16 protein-coding genes are annotated in these 17,548 nt (G+C 74.2%); 9 read left to right on the top strand and 7 right to left on the bottom strand.

The features are described 5' to 3' along the window. Window positions 1-46: 46 nt before the first annotated feature. Window positions 47-772: a hypothetical protein gene (locus CLV52_RS10735; protein WP_133766333.1), complete on the bottom strand. Its 726-nt coding sequence runs from the start codon at window positions 770-772 to the stop codon at window positions 47-49. 49 nt (window positions 773-821) lie between these two features. Next, a complete protein-coding gene (locus CLV52_RS10730) occupies window positions 822-1,565 on the bottom strand; it encodes an alpha/beta hydrolase (protein ID WP_133766332.1) in 744 nt (247 codons plus the stop codon). Window positions 1,566-1,742: 177 nt separating this feature from the next. Between CLV52_RS10730 and CLV52_RS10725 the strand changes: the two genes are divergently transcribed. The 9 genes from CLV52_RS10725 to CLV52_RS10685 are packed head-to-tail and all read left to right on the top strand — an operon-like array spanning window position 1,743 to window position 12,431. Continuing rightward, window positions 1,743-2,750: a LacI family DNA-binding transcriptional regulator gene (locus CLV52_RS10725; protein WP_133766331.1), complete on the top strand. Its 1,008-nt coding sequence runs from the start codon at window positions 1,743-1,745 to the stop codon at window positions 2,748-2,750. Next, window positions 2,747-3,700 carry a carbohydrate ABC transporter permease gene (locus CLV52_RS10720; protein ID WP_133766330.1) on the top strand — a complete coding sequence of 318 codons (954 nt, stop codon included), beginning with the start codon at window positions 2,747-2,749 and terminating at the stop codon, window positions 3,698-3,700. The genes CLV52_RS10725 and CLV52_RS10720 overlap by 4 nt, the downstream gene beginning before the upstream one ends. Further along, window positions 3,697-4,578 (top strand): carbohydrate ABC transporter permease, encoded by an 882-nt coding sequence (locus tag CLV52_RS10715; protein ID WP_133766329.1) that lies wholly within the window; start codon window positions 3,697-3,699, stop codon window positions 4,576-4,578. Before CLV52_RS10720 ends, CLV52_RS10715 begins: the two co-directional genes overlap by 4 nt. 38 nt (window positions 4,579-4,616) lie before the next feature. Further along, window positions 4,617-5,930: an ABC transporter substrate-binding protein gene (locus CLV52_RS10710; protein WP_133766328.1), complete on the top strand. Its 1,314-nt coding sequence runs from the start codon at window positions 4,617-4,619 to the stop codon at window positions 5,928-5,930. Window positions 5,931-5,947: 17 nt separating this feature from the next. Next, a complete protein-coding gene (locus CLV52_RS10705; protein ID WP_133766327.1) occupies window positions 5,948-7,105 on the top strand; it encodes an ADP-ribosylglycohydrolase family protein in 1,158 nt (385 codons plus the stop codon). Next, entirely contained in the window at window positions 7,102-8,460 is a 1,359-nt protein-coding gene (locus CLV52_RS10700) for an ADP-ribosylglycohydrolase family protein (protein WP_211342679.1), read from the top strand. Before CLV52_RS10705 ends, CLV52_RS10700 begins: the two co-directional genes overlap by 4 nt. Further along, on the top strand, window positions 8,453-10,435 hold the full coding sequence (locus CLV52_RS18920) for an SUMF1/EgtB/PvdO family nonheme iron enzyme (RefSeq protein WP_246018075.1): 1,983 nt from the start codon (window positions 8,453-8,455) through the stop codon (window positions 10,433-10,435). The genes CLV52_RS10700 and CLV52_RS18920 overlap by 8 nt, the downstream gene beginning before the upstream one ends. Further along, on the top strand, window positions 10,432-11,628 hold the full coding sequence (locus CLV52_RS10690; RefSeq protein WP_133766326.1) for a CaiB/BaiF CoA transferase family protein: 1,197 nt from the start codon (window positions 10,432-10,434) through the stop codon (window positions 11,626-11,628). Before CLV52_RS18920 ends, CLV52_RS10690 begins: the two co-directional genes overlap by 4 nt. Then, window positions 11,625-12,431, top strand: coding sequence for an HpcH/HpaI aldolase/citrate lyase family protein (locus CLV52_RS10685; protein WP_211342678.1), 807 nt, complete (start codon window positions 11,625-11,627; stop codon window positions 12,429-12,431). The genes CLV52_RS10690 and CLV52_RS10685 overlap by 4 nt, the downstream gene beginning before the upstream one ends. Window positions 12,432-12,459: 28 nt before the next feature. Here CLV52_RS10685 and CLV52_RS10680 read toward each other — a convergent pair whose 3' ends face one another. The 5 genes from CLV52_RS10680 to CLV52_RS10660 all read right to left on the bottom strand — a co-directional run bounded on the left by CLV52_RS10680 (window position 12,460) and on the right by CLV52_RS10660 (window position 17,501). Beyond that, entirely contained in the window at window positions 12,460-13,011 is a 552-nt protein-coding gene (locus CLV52_RS10680) for an NYN domain-containing protein (protein WP_133766325.1), read from the bottom strand. 49 nt (window positions 13,012-13,060) lie between these two features. After that, window positions 13,061-14,035: an aldo/keto reductase gene (locus CLV52_RS10675; protein WP_133766324.1), complete on the bottom strand. Its 975-nt coding sequence runs from the start codon at window positions 14,033-14,035 to the stop codon at window positions 13,061-13,063. A 77-nt stretch (window positions 14,036-14,112) separates the two neighbouring features. Then, entirely contained in the window at window positions 14,113-15,504 is a 1,392-nt protein-coding gene (locus tag CLV52_RS10670; RefSeq protein ID WP_133766323.1) for a serine/threonine-protein kinase, read from the bottom strand. Window positions 15,505-15,714: 210 nt separating this feature from the next. Further along, complete coding sequence (locus CLV52_RS10665) at window positions 15,715-16,341, bottom strand: DUF4126 domain-containing protein (protein WP_211342677.1); 627 nt, start codon at window positions 16,339-16,341, stop codon at window positions 15,715-15,717. Further along, entirely contained in the window at window positions 16,338-17,501 is a 1,164-nt protein-coding gene (locus CLV52_RS10660) for a threonine aldolase family protein (protein ID WP_133766322.1), read from the bottom strand. Before CLV52_RS10660 ends, CLV52_RS10665 begins: the two co-directional genes overlap by 4 nt. Window positions 17,502-17,548: the final 47 nt, after the last annotated feature.

Here is a 17,548-nt window from a genome sequence, read left to right as displayed (position 1 = left end):
TCCCCAGTCCGGGCGGGCCGGGCTGGGATGCGGCTTCGCCCCGCGCTCAGTGCAGCGCGTGCTCCGGTCCGGTGACGCCGACGAGCACCGACCAGCGGACGCCGGCCGGCGCGATCACCGCGATCCGGGTCGGCGGCGCGTCGCGGTAGCGGAACGTCCGCGGTGCGCCCACGCCGGGCGGCTCGGCGGAGCTGCCGCGCGCCAGCACGACGGGCACGGCGGTCCACTGCCCGAGGTACACCAGCGACAGGGCGCGCCAGGAGACCGGGACGGGCCCGATCGACGTGAGGAGCACGGTCGCGACGCCGCCGTGCATCGCACGCCTCGGCGGGTCGACCACCAGCATCGCGTTGCCGCTGCCCTCGAACCGCTGCCCGACGACCGCGGTGCCGTCGATGGCGATCGGCGTCGTCGCCGTCCGGATCGACGCGCGCTGCGGGACGGTCAGGGTGGTCCCGTCGCCGATGTCCTGCACGAGCACCGGGACGGGCGACGCCGTGGCGGCACTCCGCGCAGGCGCTCGCAGTGCGTGCAGCTGGCTCAGGGAGACGGCGAGGGCGACCGCGACCACGGCGCTCAGCGCCGCGACGGGCACGAACCGGCGACGCGGCGCGTGGGGGAGTGCCGGCACCGACTGAGGCGCCGGCTCCGGTGCGATGGCCGAGCGCTCCGCGAGGTAGCGGCGCAGGTCCGACTCGGTGGAGCCGGGACGGTAGAGCCGGCGGCGCAGGGCGTCGAGCCCCTCCGCATCCGGGTCCCGCGGCGTGCCCACCGGCTCACTCTGCGCCCTCACCGCCGCGAAGGCACCCTGCTCGACGTCCTCAGGTCTCGCGGGCGAGCTCGGCAAACCGGGTGACGACAGGCCGGATGTCGCGGTCCCAGACCTCCCAGTCGTGCCCTCCCGGCCCCTCGGTCCAGTCGACCGGCAGGTCGCGTTCGAGCGCGGCGTCGCGGAACCGGAGGTTCTCCCCGTACAGCCGGTCGGCGGTGCCGCAGGAGAGCAGCAGCCGCGGGCAGGCCCCCGGATCGACGGCGGCGAGCAGGGTGAGGAGGTCGTCGCCCTCCTGCCGGGCGCGTTCGGCGCTCCCGAACACGTCCTGCCGCCAGGGCTCCGACCAGTCCTCGTTCGCGATGTCGACCTTGGCCGACAGCCCGGCGACCGCCGCGAAGCGCTCGGGCCGACGGAGACCGAGCTTCAGCGCGCCGTACCCGCCGCGGGAGAGGCCGGCGGCGAACGTGCGCTCGCGCGGCGGGTCGAGGGCGAACAGGTCGCGCACGATGGTGGGCAGCTCGTCCGCGACGAAGGTCCACCAGCGCGGACCGCGAACCTGGTCGGTCCAGTAGCCGTGCCCGCCGGAAGGCATCACGACCGCGAGACCCGCCTCCTCCGCCAGGCGCGCGATCGGGGCGCCCTGCAGCCAGGAGGTGTGGTCCCCGCCCGCGCCGTGCAGGAGGTAGAGCAGCGCCGGGGGAGCGGCGCGGTCCGCGCCGAGCGGCAGCACCGCGGTCATCGAGGTGTCGATGCCGAGCACCTCGGAGCGGAACCCGCAGGTGACGAGCGCCATCGGTCCTCCTCGATCGTCTCGTCGAGTGTGGACCCTCGGGGTGGTCTCGAGGCTCGTTTCGCTCGCACCTCGACCAGCGAGGGCGAGGGAAGCGGAATCGGGCCCGGTGGTGTTGCGCGAATGGAGCGCGCCGCGTACGGTCGCTGTAATCGTTCTTGTAATCGATTACGAGGCAGCATGACGAAGAAGTCGACCATCGCCCTGGTGGCGCAGCACGCGGGGGTGTCCGTGGCATCCGTGTCGCGGGTGCTCAACGGGCTGCCCGCATCGCCGGCGATCACCGAGCGGGTGCAGGCCTCCGCCGCCGCGCTCGGCTACGCGCCCGACGCCTCGGCCCGCCGTCTGCGCGTCGGCCGCACCGAGCAGATCGCCTTCGCGGTCGCGGATCTCGGGAACCCCGTCTACACCGCGATGACGCGGACCATCACCGAGGAGGTGCAGGAGGGCGGCTTCCGCCTGCTGCTCGCCTCCACCGGGCAGGGCGCCGACGGGCCGCTCGGTCTGCTCACCGACCTCGACGGATCCTTCGTCGACGGCCTGATCCTCAGCCCGCTGCAGGTCGACGAGCGGGTCGTCGAGCGGCTCCGCGGGCGCCGCCACCCCATCGTCGTGATCGGCTCGGTCCCCGACGACGTGCCGGTCGACAGCGTGCGCGCGGACTCGATGACGGGCGTGCGGCTCGCGCTCGAGCACCTCGTGGCGCAGGGCCGTCGCCGCATCGCCTTCGTCAACGGCCCCGTCGACACCGTGCCGGGCGCGGCGCGCCTCGCCGGCTACGTGCGCGGCTGCGACGCCCTCGGCCTCGTCACGCATCAGGAGCTGCAGGTCGTCGCGGACGACTTCACCTACGAAGCGGGCCTGCCCGCGGCCCGGCGGGTGCTCGACCAGTGCGTCCCGGACGCGATCCTCTGCGCGAACGACCTGCTCGGCGTCGCCGCGCTGAACGTGCTGCGCGAGCGCGGGCTGCGCGTCCCGGAGGACGTCGCGGTCGTCGGCATGGACGACACCGACCTCGCCGGGATGACGCGTCCGGCGCTCACGAGCGTCGACCTCGGCTCGATCGAGCGCGCGCGGCGGGCCGCGCAGCTGCTGCTCCGCCGGCTCGGCGGCTTCGACGGGCCGCCCGAGCGCGTCGTCGTCGAACCGACCCTGCGCGTCCGGGCGTCCAGCGGAGGAGCCGCATGACCGCCGTCACCGAGGCGCCGCTCGCGGACACCGCGCAGCGCAAGCCGGGTCCGCAGCGGCCCAAGCGCAGTCGACAGCGCCGCGCCCAGGCACGGGAGACCTGGCTCCTGCTGCTGCCGGCGCTGATCCCGGTCGCGCTGCTGTCGGTGTACCCGCTCGTGCAGGGCATCGCGCTCGGCTTCACGAACGCGCAAGCGGGCCTGAACCAGGTCGTCTCCTTCAACGGCCTGCAGAACTACGTCGACCTGCTCGGCAACAGCCTCTTCTGGAGCTCGTTCCGCATCGGCGCGGTCTGGGCGATCTCCGTGACCCTGCTCCAGTTCCTCGCCGCGCTCGGGCTGGCGCTGCTGCTGAACCTGAAGCTGCGCGGCCGCTGGCTCGCCCGCACCCTGGCCCTGGTGCCCTGGGCGATCCCGCCCGTGACCATCGCGATCATGTGGCGGCTGATCCTGAACCCCGATTACGGCCCCGTGAACCAGATCCTCGGCTTCCTCGGGCTGCCGAGCGACATCAACTGGCTCGGCAGCTTCGCGATCGCGCTGCCGACGGTGATCGTCGTCGGGGTCTGGTCGGGCATGCCGCAGACGACCATCACCCTCCTCGCCGGTCTGCAGAACATCTCCGGCGAGCTGCACGAGGCGGCGGAGATCGACGGGGCGGGCACCTGGCAGCGCTTCCTCCACGTGACGCTGCCCGGGCTGCAGCCGGTGATCATCGCGATCACGACGCTCGATCTGATCTGGAACTTCAACTCGTTCGCGCTCGTCTACGTGCTGACCGCCGGTGGGCCCGGCGGCCAGACGATGCTCCCGATGCTGTTCGCCTACAACGAGGCGTTCCGCTACGGCGACTTCGGCAGCGCGGCGGCGATGGGCAACGTGATGGTCGTCATCATCTCGGTGTTCCTCGTCCTGTACCTCCGTGCCCAGGCAAGAGCGAAGCGCGCATGACCGCAGTCACCGCGGGGACGGCCAGGCGCCGCACCCCCTCCATCCGACGCCGCAACCGCGTCGTCCGCCCGCTGCAGTACGTGGCGCTCGCGGCGTACGTCGTGTTCCTCGGGTTCCCGCTGCTGTTCCTGCTGACGACGTCGTTCAAGTCGTCCCGGGAGCTGCTCGCACCGAACCCGACGCTGCTGCCGCAGAGCCTCGACCTCTCCAACTTCGGTCAGGCGATCCAGCAGGCGAACCTGCTGCAGTCGGGGCTCAACAGCGTGATCGTCGCCGTGTCGACGACGATCGTCGTGACGGTGATCTCCCTGCCGGCGGCCTACGCGCTCGCCCGGTTCCGGAGCCGCATCCGCAGCGCGGCGACGGGCTGGATCCTGCTCAGCCAGGTCTTCCCCTTCATCCTCGTGATCATCCCGCTGTTCCTCGTGCTCAAGCAGGTCGGCCTGGTCGACAGCCTCGTCGGGCTCGTGCTCGTGTACACGGTCTGGTCGCTGCCGTTCACGCTCTGGATGCTGCAGGGGCACGTCGCCTCCATCCCCGTCGACCTCGAGGAGGCCGGCGCGACCGACGGCGCCGGCCGACTGCGCGTCCTCGTGTCGATCGTGCTGCCGCTGCTCGGCCCCGGCCTCGTCGCGACCAGCCTGTTCACCTTCATCTCGGCGTGGAACGAGTTCTTCTTCGCCCTGGTGCTGATCCAGAACCCGGCGCTGCAGACGCTGCCGCTGTCCCTCGCCCGCTTCGTCGGGTCGGAAGGGCAGGTGCAGCTCGGCCAGCTCGCCGCGGGCGCGCTGCTCGCGACGCTGCCGAGCCTCCTGTTCTTCGTCCTGATCCAGCGCCGGCTCACCTCCGGCCTTCTCTCCGGCGCCGTCAAGGGCTGACGCCCGCCGTTCCCACCCCCTGTCGAAGGAGACACCGCATGTCCATCCGCACCACCCCCGTCGCCCGCCGCACCGTGCTCGGCGGCGCCGTGCTCGCCGCGTCCGCGGGCCTGCTCTCCGCCTGCGCGTTCAACAGCGGCGGCAGCACCCCGCAGGCGTCGAGCGGCAAGAAGGTCACGCTGACGTTCCAGAGCCTCGCGTTCCAGGCCACGACCATCGCGGCGGTGAAGAAGATCGTCACCAGCTGGAACGCGAGCCACCCGGACATCCAGATCGACCTGCGGCAGGGCAGCTGGGACAACGTGCACGACCAGCTCGTGACGCAGTTCCAGGGCGGCACGGCGCCGGACATCATCCACGACGAGGCCGCGGACATCACCGGCTTCGCCGAGCAGGGCTACCTCGCCGATCTCAAGCCGTACCTGTCCTCCTCCGTGCAGCAGGCGGTCCCGGCGGGCATCTGGAAGGCGGTGACGGTGAACGGCAAGATCGTCGCCGCGCCGACGCTGCTGCAGACCTACGTCGTCTTCGCGAACAAGAAGGCCTTCGCCGATGCGGGCGTCTCGATGCCGACGGGCGACTCGATGACCTGGGACCGGTTCCGGTCGATCGCGAAGCAGCTGACGAAGAACGGGAAGTACGGGGTCGGGTGGGGGCTCTCGCAGCCCGCCGCCACCGTGCTCAGCACCTCCCTCAACTACGGCGGCACCTGGTTCACCGGCACGGGCAAGGACGCGCAGATCCAGATCGGCGCGAACGAGCTGAAGGTGCCGGAGACGATCCAGGCGATGGCCCGGACCGACCGCAGCATCGCGCCGACCTCCATCACCCAGTCGGGCTCGGACGCGCTGCCGGGGTTCTTCGGCGGCAAGTACGCGATGTACGTCGGCGGCAACTACGTCGCCCAGCAGATCACGCAGTCCGGGCCGAAGGGCTTCGAGTGGGACGTCCTGCCGCCGCTCGCGGGCTCCGCCGGCACGGCGCAGGCGGCCGATCCGCAGACGATGTCCGTCTCCGCGACGAGCAAGGCGCAGCAGCAGGCCGCGCAGTTCATCGACTACTTCATGAGCGCGACGAACCAGGCCGCGCTGGCGCAGGGCGACTGGCTGATCCCGGCCTCCGAGCCCGCGCAGCAGGAGGTGCTGAAGGAGACGGGCGGCAAGGACGGCTGGGAGCAGACGATCGCGAGCGGCAAGGGCCTCACCGCGGCGCCGTTCCAGACCGCGACGAACTACCCGCAGTGGAAGGACCAGTACGCGACGCCGCTGCTGCAGAAGTACTTCGCCGGCAGCATCACGACCGATCAGCTGAAGTCGCAGCTCACGGCCGGGTGGCAGTCGGTGAACAAGTGACGTCGGAGGGGGAGTCCATGGACCTGTTCGAGGACAAGGCGATCGCCGCGCTCGCGGGCGCGGCGGTCGGGGACGCGCTCGGCGGCGCGGCCGAGGGGAACACCCCGGAGGCGATCCGTGCGCGCTACGGCGGCCCGATCGAGGGGATCGTCGGTCCGTTCAACGCGGACTGGCGCACCGCCAGGCCGATCGCGCCGTACCACAAGGGCGACGGGCACGTCACCGACGACACCCTGCTCACCGTCGCGCTCGTCGAGGTCTACGACGAGGTCCGGCGTCACCTCACGGCGTTCGACGTCGCCGACCACCTCGTGCCGCGACTGATCGGCGAGCGGCGCTGGATCCCGGAGCTCGAGACCGAGACGATCCTGCTGCAGCGGCTCTTCCTCGCAGAGAAGTGGCTCGTGGCGCGCCTCCACTACGGGCACGTCGACCCGAGGGAGGCCGGGGTGGGGAACATCGTCAACTGCGGCGCGGCGATGATCATGCCGCCCGTCGGCGTCGTGAACGCCGGCGACCCGGACACCGCGTACGCGGAGGGCGTCGACATCGCCGGGGCGCACCAGTCCAGCTACGGCCGCGAGGCCGCCGGGGTCTTCGCGGCGGCCGTCGCCGAGGCGATGCGGCCGGGCGCGGGCGTGCAGGACGTGGTCGACACCGCGCTGCGGCTCGCGAAGGACGGCACGCGCGACGCGATCGACGCGGTGGCGACCGTCGCCGCGCGGCACCGGGACCCGATGGGCGCGATCGACGCGATCCGCGACGCGGTCCGGCCGTTCGACACCGTGGGGGAGACCTACCGGTCGCCCGCCCGCGACGCGCGCCTCCCGAACCGCACGAAGTCGATCGAGGAGCTGCCGGTCGCGCTCGGGATGCTGCTCGCGGCGAGCGGCGACCACCGCGCCGCCGTGCTCGGCGCCGTCAACTACGGGCGCGACTCCGACTCCATCGCCGTGATGGCGGGGTCGATCGCCGGTGCGCTCGGCGGGCGCCGCTCGGTGGACGCGGAGTGGGTGCAGCGGATCGGGGAGGCGAGCCGCATCGACCTGGAGCGGCCCGGGCGGACGATGGCCGCCGTCGCGCGCGACGTCTGGGCCGCCGACGGCGAGCGCGCCGCCGCCCGTGCGGCCGCGCGCCGCGACCTGGCCGCCTCTGCCCTCACGGCGGCCCCGTGACGTTCCGACTGACCTGGGCGCGACCCGAGGACCTCGTCCCGCATGCGCTCGACGCCGCGGCACGCGACGGTGCCGACGTCGAGGCGGTCCGGCGGCGCTGGATCGCCGCCGGACGCGACGACCGGCCCGACCGGGAGGGCGCCGGCACGCCCGGGACACCCGATCAGCGCCGGCTCGCCCGCACCCTGCTCGACGACCTCGACGCCTTGCCGCGCGATCTCGCGCTGCTCGCCGCAGAGCCGGACGGGCTCGACGCGATCCCGGACCTGCCGCTCCTGCCGGTCGGCGACGACCTCGCCGACCGCGTGCACGGCGCCTGGCTCGGCCGTGCCGCCGGCTGCCTGCTCGGCAAGCCCGTGGAGAAGCTGCCGCGGGAGGGCATCGCCGCGATCGCCGAGGCGACCGGCAACCTCCCGGTCCGCGCGTACTTCACGGCGGTCGGACTGCCGGACGCGATCGCCGAGCGGTGGCCGTGGAACCGGCGGAGCCGCCCGACGAGCCTCGCGGAACGGATCGACGGGATGCCGGAGGACGACGACCTCAACTTCCCGCTCATCGTCCTCCACCTGCTCGAGCAGACCGACGGCGATCCGACGACGGACGACGTCGCGACCCGCTGGCTGAACGAGCTGCCCGGCGGCCGCGTCTTCACCGCCGAGCGGATCGCGTACCGGAACCTGCTCGACGGCGGCGAGCCCGATGAAGCCGCCGTCGTCGGCAACCCCTTCACCGACTGGATCGGCGCGCAGATCCGGACCGACGTCTACGGCTGGGCTCGGCCGGGCGACCGGACCGCCGCGGCGCGACTCGCCTGGGCGGACGCTCGGCTCAGCCACCGGCGGAACGGCCTCTTCGGCGCGCTCTTCGCCGCCGCGTGCGCGTCCGCCGCCGTCGTGCTCGACGATCCGCGGGCCGTGCTGGAAGCGGGCCTCGAGGTCGTGCCGCCCGAGAGCCGCTACGCCGCGGCCGTCCGATTCGGACTCGCGACCGCCGAGGCCGCGGGGAGCGACGACGCCGGACTGGACGCCCTCCACGAGCGCTACGGCGACCTCCACTGGGTGCACGTGCTGAACAACGCCGCGCTGCTCGCCTTCGCGGTCGCCCGCGGCGACGGCGACTTCGCCCGCACCACCGGTCTCGCGGTCGAGTGCGGATGGGACACGGACTCCGTCGGTGCGACCGCGGGCGCGATCGTCGGTGCGCTCGGCGGCCTCGGAGCCGTGCCGCCGTCGTTCGCGGACCCGATCCACGACCGGCTCGCGACGAGCGTGCCCGGCGAGGACGGCGCCCGGCTCTCCGCGCTCGCCGACCGCACGCTCGCGCTCGTGCCGCAGCGATCGGCCTCCCGTGGCTGAGCCGATCGTCGACGTCGACGAGGCCCCGGTGCCGCTGCTCGACCCGCTCCGGCCGAGGCCGATCGACCTGCCGACCGTGCTGCCGCCGGCCGGCGTGCTCGACCCGGAGCAGGGCGACATCGCGAAGGTGTTCGCGGCCCCGGACGACCCCGCCGACTGGCCGCGCTGGCGCGCCGACCTGGCCGCGTGGCGGGACGCCGCCCGAGCGCGCCTGCACCCGGACGACGCCCTCTACCGGACCGATCGCGGGCGCCGCGCCTCCACGGCCTTCGCCGTGGCGCTCGTCTGGCTGTGGGACGAGCGGCTCTTCGACCGCGCCGCGGGGCGCTTCACCCCGGAGCGGCTGCTCGCCGCGATGGCGCGGACCGGCGGGTTGGACGGGCTCGTGCTCTGGCACGCGTACCCGGTCATCGGCATCGACGACCGGAACCAGTGGGACTTCTACCGCGACGTGCCCGGGCTCGCGGACCTCGTCACCGCGTTCCGGGACGCCGGACTGCTGGTCTTCGTCGACTACAACCCGTGGGACACCGGCACCCGGCGCACGGGGCGGAGCGACGCGGAGGAGCTCCGCGCGCTCGCGACCGAGGTCGGCGCGGACGGCGTGTTCCTCGACACGCTGAAGCAGGCCGACGACGCGCTGGTCCGCGCGGCGACCGAGGCGGATCCGCCGCTGCTGCTCGAGGGCGAGTCCCGGGTGCCGAACCAGCGCGTCCCGGATCACCAGCTGAGCTGGGCGCAGTGGTTCGCCGACAGTCGGGCGCCCGGAGTGCTGCGCGCGCACTGGTACGAGCGCCGCCACATGCTCCACGCGACGCGGCGCTGGAACCGCGACCACGCGGAGGAGGTGCAGTCCGCCTGGATGAACGGGACGGGCGTGCTCGTCTGGGACACCGTGTTCGGCGTCTGGGTCGGCTGGAACGACCGCGACGCCGCGACCCTCCGCCGCGTGCTGCGGGTGCAGCGCGCCGCCTCCCGGATCCTGCTCGAGGGGGCGTGGACCCCGCTCGACGGCGCGTCCGACGCGGCGATCGCCGCCGGCGTCTTCGCGTCCCGGTGGGAGCACGCCGACGGCGTCCTGTGGACCGTGGTGAACCGCGGCGACACCGACTGGACCGGACGCGTGCTCGCGCAGCCGCCGGCCGGGCGACTCGTCGACGTGACCGCGGGCCGCGAGGCCGGTGCGGAGCAGACCGTCCCGGCGCACGGCGTGCTCGGCCTGTTCGCCCCGGCCGGCGAGCCCGCCTGGCTCGCGCCGCTGCTCGCCGAGCAGGCCGCGGACCCGGGCGGCACGGACGCGACGTTCCCCGCCCGGCGGTCCGTCCTCGCGCACCCGCCGCACCGCACGGCCGGTCAGCCCGATCCGGACGCGGTGGCCGTCGCCGAGGACGAGCCCGAGCTCGTGCAGACCTGGCGCCGCCGCGAGACCGGGATCGACGACGAGGCGCCCTACGTGGAGGAGTGGAAGCCGCTGCCGCCGCGCCTGCACGACCCGCAGGAGCGGACGGTGCGCGTGCGGCTCGGGAAGGCGCGCGTCGCCCGGCGGGAGGTGAGCGTCGCGGAGTTCGCGGCGTTCCTGTCCGCGACCGGCTACCGCCCCGCGGTCGAGCAGCGCTTCCTGGTCGGGTCGACGGAACCGGCGGCGCCGGTCACCGGCGTCTCGCTCGAGGACGCCCGCGCCTACGCCGCCTGGTGCGGCGCCCGCCTGCCGACCGAGCACGAGTGGCAGACCGCCGGCCCCGGGCTCGAGCGGCGGGTCCCCGCGGTCTGGAACTGGACGGAGAGCGAGCGGACCGACGGCGTCACCCGCTGGTGCGTCCTGAAGGGCGGCAGCGAGACCCGGATCACGGGCTCGGACTGGTACGTCGACGGCGGCGTGCAGGCGCCGGGGTTCACGCTGAAGCTCCTCCTGCCCGGGCTCGGGGTGGACCGGAGCCCGTCGATCGGTTTCCGGATCGCCTGGGACGCCGCATGACCGGGCGGGCTCCCGCGCTCGCGGGCCTCCGGGTCCTCGACGTCTCCACGCTCTTCGCCGGACCGCTCGCCGCGACGTTCCTCGGCGACGCCGGCGCGGACGTCGTCAAGGTCGAGCATCCGCGGCGACCGGACGCCGCGCGCGGGCACGGGCCCGCGAAGGACGGCGTGAACCTGTGGTGGAAGACGCTCGGCCGGAACAAGCGCACCGTGACCGCGGACCTCTCGCAGCCGGAGGGCGCGGACCTGCTCGAGACGCTCGCGCGCGGCGCGGACGTGCTCATCGAGAACTTCCGGCCCGGCACGCTCGAGCGGTGGGGCATCGGCCCGGACCGCCTGCTCGCGGCGAACCCCGGGCTCGTCATCGCGCGGGTCACCGCGTTCGGGCAGGTCGGCCCCTCGTCCCGGCGCCCGGGATTCGGGAGTCTCGCCGAGGCGATGAGCGGCTTCGCGGCGCTGACCGGGCAGCCGGACGGCCCGCCGACCCTGCCGCCGTTCGGGCTCGCGGACGGCGTCGCCGCGCTCGCGACGAGCACCGCGATCCTCAGCGCGCTGCGCGCGCGCGACCGGGACGGCGAGGGACAGGTGATCGACGTCGCGATCATCGAGCCGATCCTCATGCTGCTCGGCGGCCAGATCACGGCGTGGGATCAGCTCGGGCTCGTGCAGCCGCGCACCGGCAACCGCTCCGTCAACAACGCGCCGCGGAACGTGTACCGGACGCGGGACGGCTCGTGGGTCGCCGTGTCGACGAGCTCGCAGTCGATCGCCGAGCGGGTGATGCGGCTCGTCGGCCGGGCGGACGTGCTCGCCGAGCCGTGGTTCGCCTCCGGGCACAGCCGCGCCGAGCACGCGGACGAGCTCGACGCCGCCGTGCAGGGGTGGATCGGCGATCGGGACCTCGACGAGGTGCTGGGGGAGTTCGAGCGCGTCGAGGCCGCGGTCGCGCCGGTCTACGACGTCCGCGGCGTCGTGGACGACCCGCAGTACCGGGCGATCGGCACGGTCCTCACGATCGACGACGAGGACCTCGGGCCGATCCGGATGCAGAACGTCCTGTCCCGCATGTCCGGCACCCCGGGCGCGGTGCGCTGGACCGGGCGCGCGCACGGGGCGGACACCGATGCGGTGCTCGCGGAGGTCGGCCTGACTCCCGAGCAGGTCGCCGCGCTGCGCGAGCGGGGGATCGTGTGACCCCCCTGCTGACCGGACTGTACGTGCCCGGCGACCGGCCGGACCGGTTCGCGAAGGCGTTCGCCTCGGGCGCCGACCTCGTCGTGCTCGACCTCGAGGACGCCGTCGCACCGGACCGGAAGGCCGCAGCGCGGGAGACCGTCGTCGCCGCGCTCGCGGAGCCGCACCCGGGCGTGGTCGTGCAGGTCCGCATCGACGGGCCGGACGACCTCCACGCGCTGGCGGCGGTGTCGACGCCCTTCGAGGTGCGGGTGCCGAAGGCCTCCGCGGCCCGCCTCGACGCGGTGGCGGCAGCGCTGCCCGGCGTGCCCCTCACCGCGCTGCTCGAGGACGCGGCCGGCGTGCTCGACGCCCGGTCGATCGCTGCGCAGGCCGCCGTGACCCGGGTCGGCCTGGGCGAGGCGGACCTCCGCAGCGCCGTCGGCTCGGGTGCGCCCGTGATCGAGTTCGCCCGGGTCGGCCTCGTCTACGCGGCGGCGGCCGCGGGGCTCCCGGCGCCGATGCTCTCCGCCTGGACCCGGCTCGACGACGAGGCGGGCCTGGAGGCGGACACGCGCGCCGGCGCCGCGCTCGGCTTCGTCGGGCGCATGGCCGTTCACCCGCGACAGCTGGCGGTGGTCGAGCGAGCGTTCGCCCCCGCGCAGGAGGCCGTCGCGCTCGCTCACGCGGTGCTCGCGGCGACGGCGGAGGGCGGCGTCGCCCGCCTGCCCGACGGGCGGATGGTCGACCCCGCGATGCGGCGCGAGGCCGAGCGCGTCGTGGAGCTCGACGCGCGCACGAGCGCGCCGCGCCCGCCGGGCTGACGACGACCCGACGAGCGCCCAGGACCGCTCAGTCGAGGAAGTCCTCCGGGTCGAACTCCGCCAGCGGGATGACGCGGATGCGCGGCAGGCGCACGTTGAACGCCTTCACGTCGTACTCGAGGTCGTGGATCTGCACGCCGAGCTCGGCGTAGACGCCGCTCATCATCTCCGGGAAGCCGAGCATCGCGACGCCGTGCCCGGAGTCGAGCAGCTGCTCGACCTGTGGCAGGAAGTCGCGGTCGTGGGAGCCGAGCAGCACATCCCCGTCGCGCTTCGTCAGCGCCTCCAGCGTGCGCTGGATGCCGACGTCGACGACCTTCTCGTTGCCCGTGCCGCTCAGCAGCACGGCGCGGAAGCCGGCGTTCTGGATCGCCGCGACGAACGGCCAGGGCGTGTTCCCGGAGGTCGAGTTGATGAAGAAGAGCGCGACGACGTCGTCCGAGCCGAGGGTGCGCGCGAACTCGATCACCCGCTCCCACCGCGGCCGCTCGCCCGACTTCGGCGCGTGCCGGAGGATCGAGACGCCGAGCGTCGTGTCGAGGTTCTCGCCGTCGATGAGCACGTACGTCCGGTGCGCCATCGCTGCAGTCTGCCCGGTCGCGTCCATCAGGACCTGACGAGCACCACCGTCAGCCGCGGTACCAGTTGCGCTCCCAGCGGTGCGCCTTGAGCCGCGCGACGGTCGCCTGGGGGAGGGCGTCACGGTCGCTCGTGGCCGCGTTCCGCTCCACGTTGCGGACCGTGCGCATGCCCGCGATGACGGTCGAGACCGCCGGGTGCGACAGCACGTACCGGAGCGCGACGTCAGGCACCTCGTCGACGGCGATCCCGAGGTCGTCCGCGAGCGCCTGCACGTGCTGCTCGACCTGCGCCGGGCGGTCGCCCTGGAAGAAGGTGCGGCGGAAGTCGCCCTCCTCGAACGTCGTGTCCTTCGTGATGCGCCCGGTGAGGCCGCCCTCGTCGAGCGCGACGCGGACGATCACCCCGACCCCGTGCTCGTGGCAGGCGGCGAGCAGCTGCTCCTCCGGCTGCTGGTGGAACACGTTGTAGATCACCTGCACGGTCTCGACGGCGCCGGACCGGATCAGCGCGAGGGCGTTCTCCGGCTCGTAGTCGTTGATCGAGACGCCGAAGTGGCGGAGCTTGCCCTCCTCCTTCAGCGCCTGGACGGTCTCCAGCCAGTCGCCGTTCCCGACCCACTCGTCGCTCCAGACGTGGAACTGCACCACGTCGAAGGCGTCGAGGCCGCTCGCCTTGAGACTCGTCTCGAGGCTCGCGCGAATGTGGTCGCCCGGGAACGCCTCCTCGACGGGCACGCCGGCGCGCGCGGGCCACTCGCCGTTCTTCGGCGGCACCTTCGTCGCGACGATCAGGCCCTCGTCCCGGTGCTCCCGGAGGACGCGGCCGACCAGCTCCTCGCTGCGGCCGTAACCGCGCGCCGTGTCGATGAACGTGCCGCCGAGCTCGATGAAGCGCTCGAGCGCGCGCAGCGACTCGTCGTCCTCGGCGCCGACCCAGCCGCCGCCCGCGCCGCCGATGCCCCACGCGCCGTAGCCGATGTCGGACACCTGCAGGCCGGCGCGGCCCAGATCGCGGTACTGCATGCCGTCTCCTTCGCTCGGAACGCCAGCACAGTAGGCGATCCACCCGGGCGGCCGGTGTGCGGGCCCGGGGTCGGGGATCAGCCGCCCTTCGGGCCCTTCCCGCCGCCCTTCCCCTTGCCGCCCTTGTCGCCCTTGTCGTTCCCCTTGCCCTTGCCGGTGCCGTTCCCCTGACCGCCGGTCCCGACGGGTGCGGTCGATGCGGACGCCGGCGCGGAGGCCGTCGGGGTGGTGGCGGTCGGCGTCGGCGTCGACGCGCTGGGCGTCGCGGAGCGCACCGCGACGGCCAGCCTGCTCGTGCTCTGCGCCGGCGCGGGACCGCCCGAGGCGCCGCCGCGGAGCAGGCCGAAGCCCGCGATCGCGATGACGAGCACGGCCGCGGCCCCGATCAGCCAGAGCAGCGCCCGCCGACGACGCCGGGGAGCTGCCTCCTCAGACGGGGCCGCGAATCGCACGGTCGGCGCGGCGGTCGGCTGCGCGAAGTCGGCAGCGGGCACAGCGGTCGTCGCTGTCGCTGGAGCCGCCGCTGGAGCGATCAAGGTCGCCGCGGCCCGGTCCTGCTCGGTCGGCGCCTCGCCGAACGCCTGCGTCGCGTCGTCACCGTCGCCCTCCGGCACGAGCACCGCCGTCGGGGCGTCCGCGCCGGCCTGCTGCGTCGCCACCGAACTGAGCGCCGCGGCCGCCTCCGCCATCGTCGGGCGCTCGTCGGGATCCGGCCGCATCATGCGCAGCAGCACCGGTTGCAGCGCGCCGCTGCGCGTCGGCGCCGTGAACGAGCCGGCGGCGACGCGGTGCAGGACCGCGATGCCGTTCGCCTCGTCACCGAAGGGCGGCCGCCCCTCGACGGCGGCGTAGAGCGTGGAGCCGAGCGAGAACACGTCGGAGGCGGGTGCGGACTCCCCGCCGAGGGCCACCTCGGGTGCGAGGTAGGCCGGGGTGCCCGACAGCATCCCCGTGGAGGTCAGCGCCGCGTCGTCCGCGGCGTGCGAGATGCCGAAGTCGGTCAGCAGCGCCTCGCCGCCGGGTTGCGCGATCAGGATGTTCGCGGGCTTCACGTCGCGGTGCACGATGCCGAGCGCGTGCGCCGCCTGCAGCGCCGAGGCCACCTCCGCCCCGATGCGCGCCGCGTCCTCGACCGGCAGCGCCGATCGGCGGCGGAGCACCGCCGCGAGCGATTCCGACGGCACGTACTGCATGACGATGTGGGGCGCGCCGTCGTGGTCGACGACGTCGAAGATCGAGACCGCGTGCGGGTGGTGCAGGCGGGCGGTGATGCGCGCCTCCCGCATCGCGCGCTGCCGTGCGAGCGCGGCGTCCGCCTCGCTCGCCGCGGCGCCGACCCGCAGCTGCTTCACGGCGACGGTCCGCCGCAGCACCTCGTCCTCGGCCTGCCAGACGACGCCCATCCCGCCAGCGGCGATGCGCCGGGTCAGGAGGTAGCGGTCCGCGATCCGGTCGCCGGGCTCGCTCACGCCGCTCTCCCGCACCCGTCCATGGCCCGACGAGCATAGGAGCGGCTGCCGAAGCGGCCCGCCGACCCCGCCGATCGGCTGACGAACCCGCTGCTTCGAGTCGGGGGCCGCGCCACCTTGCGCGGATCAGGACGGATTTGCCGACACGCCGTCCTACGGCGTCCCACCTGCGGCGTGTCGCGCGGTCGGTCCTGATCCGTGCAACGAGCGTCAGCCGGTCGGCGCGAGGCCGGGGGCGCGGCGTCGGGCGCGGCGGCGACGCGCAGTGCGGACGAGGAGCACGAGCCCGACCACGAGCCCGACCACCAGGCCGATCAGCAGCACGGCGACGAGGGCCGGCAGGAGGATCGCCGCGGCGACGAGCGCGACGCTCGAGACGTCCTCCAGGGTGCTCAGCACGGGAGCGGCGACGCCGACCGTCGCCGTGTTCGCGACGGCGCGGGTGCCCGCCTTGCCGAGGTGCACGGTCAGCGCCAGCACGACGCCGATCGCGACGGGGACCCAGCCGCCGGAGGCGAGGAAGCCGCCCGGGTCACTGATCGCCGGCGTCTCGGAGGCCGTGCCGGAGCCAAAGACGATGCCGCCCGCCGCGGGACGCACGACGGTCTGCACGATGTCGTTCACGTGGTCGACGGCGGGCACCTTGTCGGCGACGACCTCCACCACGAACAGGACGCCGAGGATGCCGAGCGCCCACGGGTTCTCGAGCCACGACCAGCCGGCGGGCAGCGTCACGACGTCGGTGAACCGCGAGAGCAGCCCGAGCGCGAGCATCGGGATGTAGGCGTTCAGGCCCGCAGCGGCGGCGAGCCCCGTCCCCGTCAGCGCCTCGATCACGGTGCCTCTTCCCTCGGTGCGTCCGCCGCGGGCAGCGCAGCCGGCTCGTGTCCATCATCGCCGCTGGCGCGCCGGGGTGCGAGGCCGTCGACGAGCTCCCGGAACACGGCCGCGACCTCCTCGGGCGTCAGGCGCATGGTCGCCTCGCCGACGCTCAGCTCCACCCGCTGCACGCCCGGGTCCTGCGTCGTCCCGATGCCGCGGAAGGTGAAGATCCCGCGGGTCTCCGCGATCCGGCGCACCGCCGCCCGCACCTGCTCGTGCGGCGCGGCGAGCAGGAGGTGCATCATCGGCACCTGCGGCGGGTCCGGCAGCACGCGGACGCCGTCGACGTCGGACAGCGCCGCGGCGATCGCGCGGGCGTGCGCCAGGTACTCGGGCATCCGGGCGAGGCGCTGCGGCAGCAGCGTCAGCGCGGAGGCGGCCGCCGGCCAGAGCCCGTAGAGGGTGCCGCCGAGGCGCTTGCGCCACTCCCGGACCTCCGCGACCACGTCCTCCTCGCCGGCCAGGCAGCAGCCTGCGAGCGCCCCGATGCCCTTGTAGAACGAGACGTAGACGCTGTCGAAGGGCTCGGCCAGCTCGGCCAGCTCGGCCGGGGAGCGGCCGGAGCCGGCGGACGCCTCCCAGATCCGGGCGCCGTCGCAGTGCACGGCCGCGCCGCGCGAGCGCGCCCAGGCGACCTGCTCGAGCACGTCGTCCCAGTCGGGCAGCAGGCCCCCGAGCTCCCGCTGCGGCAGCTCGAGCAGCAGGGCGGCCGGCGGCTCAGCGACGGCCCGGAGGTCCTCCAGCGTGATGAGCCGGTTCGGGTCCCCGACGGTTCGGCCGTGCAGGCCGAGGACGCGCTCGAGCGCACCGTCCTCGTGGATCGCCAGGTGGCAGGTGGGGTGGAAGAGGACGGTGCGGCGGCCGGTCCGATCGGCGTGGACCCGCAGCACCGCCTGCTGCGCCATGATCCCGCTCGGCAGGAACACCGCGGCGGGCTTGCCGAGCAGGCGGGCGACCTCCGCCTCGAGCGCCGCGACGACGCCGCCGTCGCCGTAGACGTCGACCTCGGTGTCGGCCGGGATCGTCGCGAGGAGGTCGGCCGCCCGGACCGGGCCGTGCCCGGTGAGGTGCCGATCGCAGCGGTCGCGGAGCGCGGTCAGGTCGTCGTCGGTCACCAGACCAGTCTCGTCCGGCCGGCCGAACGGCTCGTCCGGTGCGTTCG

The sequence above is a fragment of the Amnibacterium kyonggiense genome, assembly GCF_004364555.1.
In the GTDB taxonomy this organism is placed as follows: Bacteria; Actinomycetota; Actinomycetes; order Actinomycetales; family Microbacteriaceae; genus Amnibacterium; species Amnibacterium kyonggiense.
Note: the sequence above shows the minus strand (reverse complement) of the source record. Positions and strands in the feature narration are given on the sequence as shown.

Excerpts from the sequence above, each read along its gene's own strand:
- CLV52_RS10690 (WP_133766326.1), top strand. The coding sequence starts at position 10,432 with ATGACCGGGCGGGCTCCCGCGCTCGCGGGCCTCCGGGTCCTCGACGTC.
- CLV52_RS10710 (WP_133766328.1), top strand. The coding sequence starts at position 4,617 with ATGTCCATCCGCACCACCCCCGTCGCCCGCCGCACCGTGCTCGGCGGC.
- CLV52_RS10720 (WP_133766330.1), top strand. The coding sequence starts at position 2,747 with ATGACCGCCGTCACCGAGGCGCCGCTCGCGGACACCGCGCAGCGCAAG.
- CLV52_RS10675 (WP_133766324.1), bottom strand. The coding sequence starts at position 14,035 with ATGCAGTACCGCGATCTGGGCCGCGCCGGCCTGCAGGTGTCCGACATC.
- CLV52_RS10715 (WP_133766329.1), top strand. The coding sequence starts at position 3,697 with ATGACCGCAGTCACCGCGGGGACGGCCAGGCGCCGCACCCCCTCCATC.
- CLV52_RS10725 (WP_133766331.1), top strand. The coding sequence starts at position 1,743 with ATGACGAAGAAGTCGACCATCGCCCTGGTGGCGCAGCACGCGGGGGTG.
- CLV52_RS10705 (WP_133766327.1), top strand. The coding sequence starts at position 5,948 with ATGGACCTGTTCGAGGACAAGGCGATCGCCGCGCTCGCGGGCGCGGCG.
- CLV52_RS10680 (WP_133766325.1), bottom strand. The coding sequence starts at position 13,011 with ATGGCGCACCGGACGTACGTGCTCATCGACGGCGAGAACCTCGACACG.
- CLV52_RS10730 (WP_133766332.1), bottom strand. The coding sequence starts at position 1,565 with ATGGCGCTCGTCACCTGCGGGTTCCGCTCCGAGGTGCTCGGCATCGAC.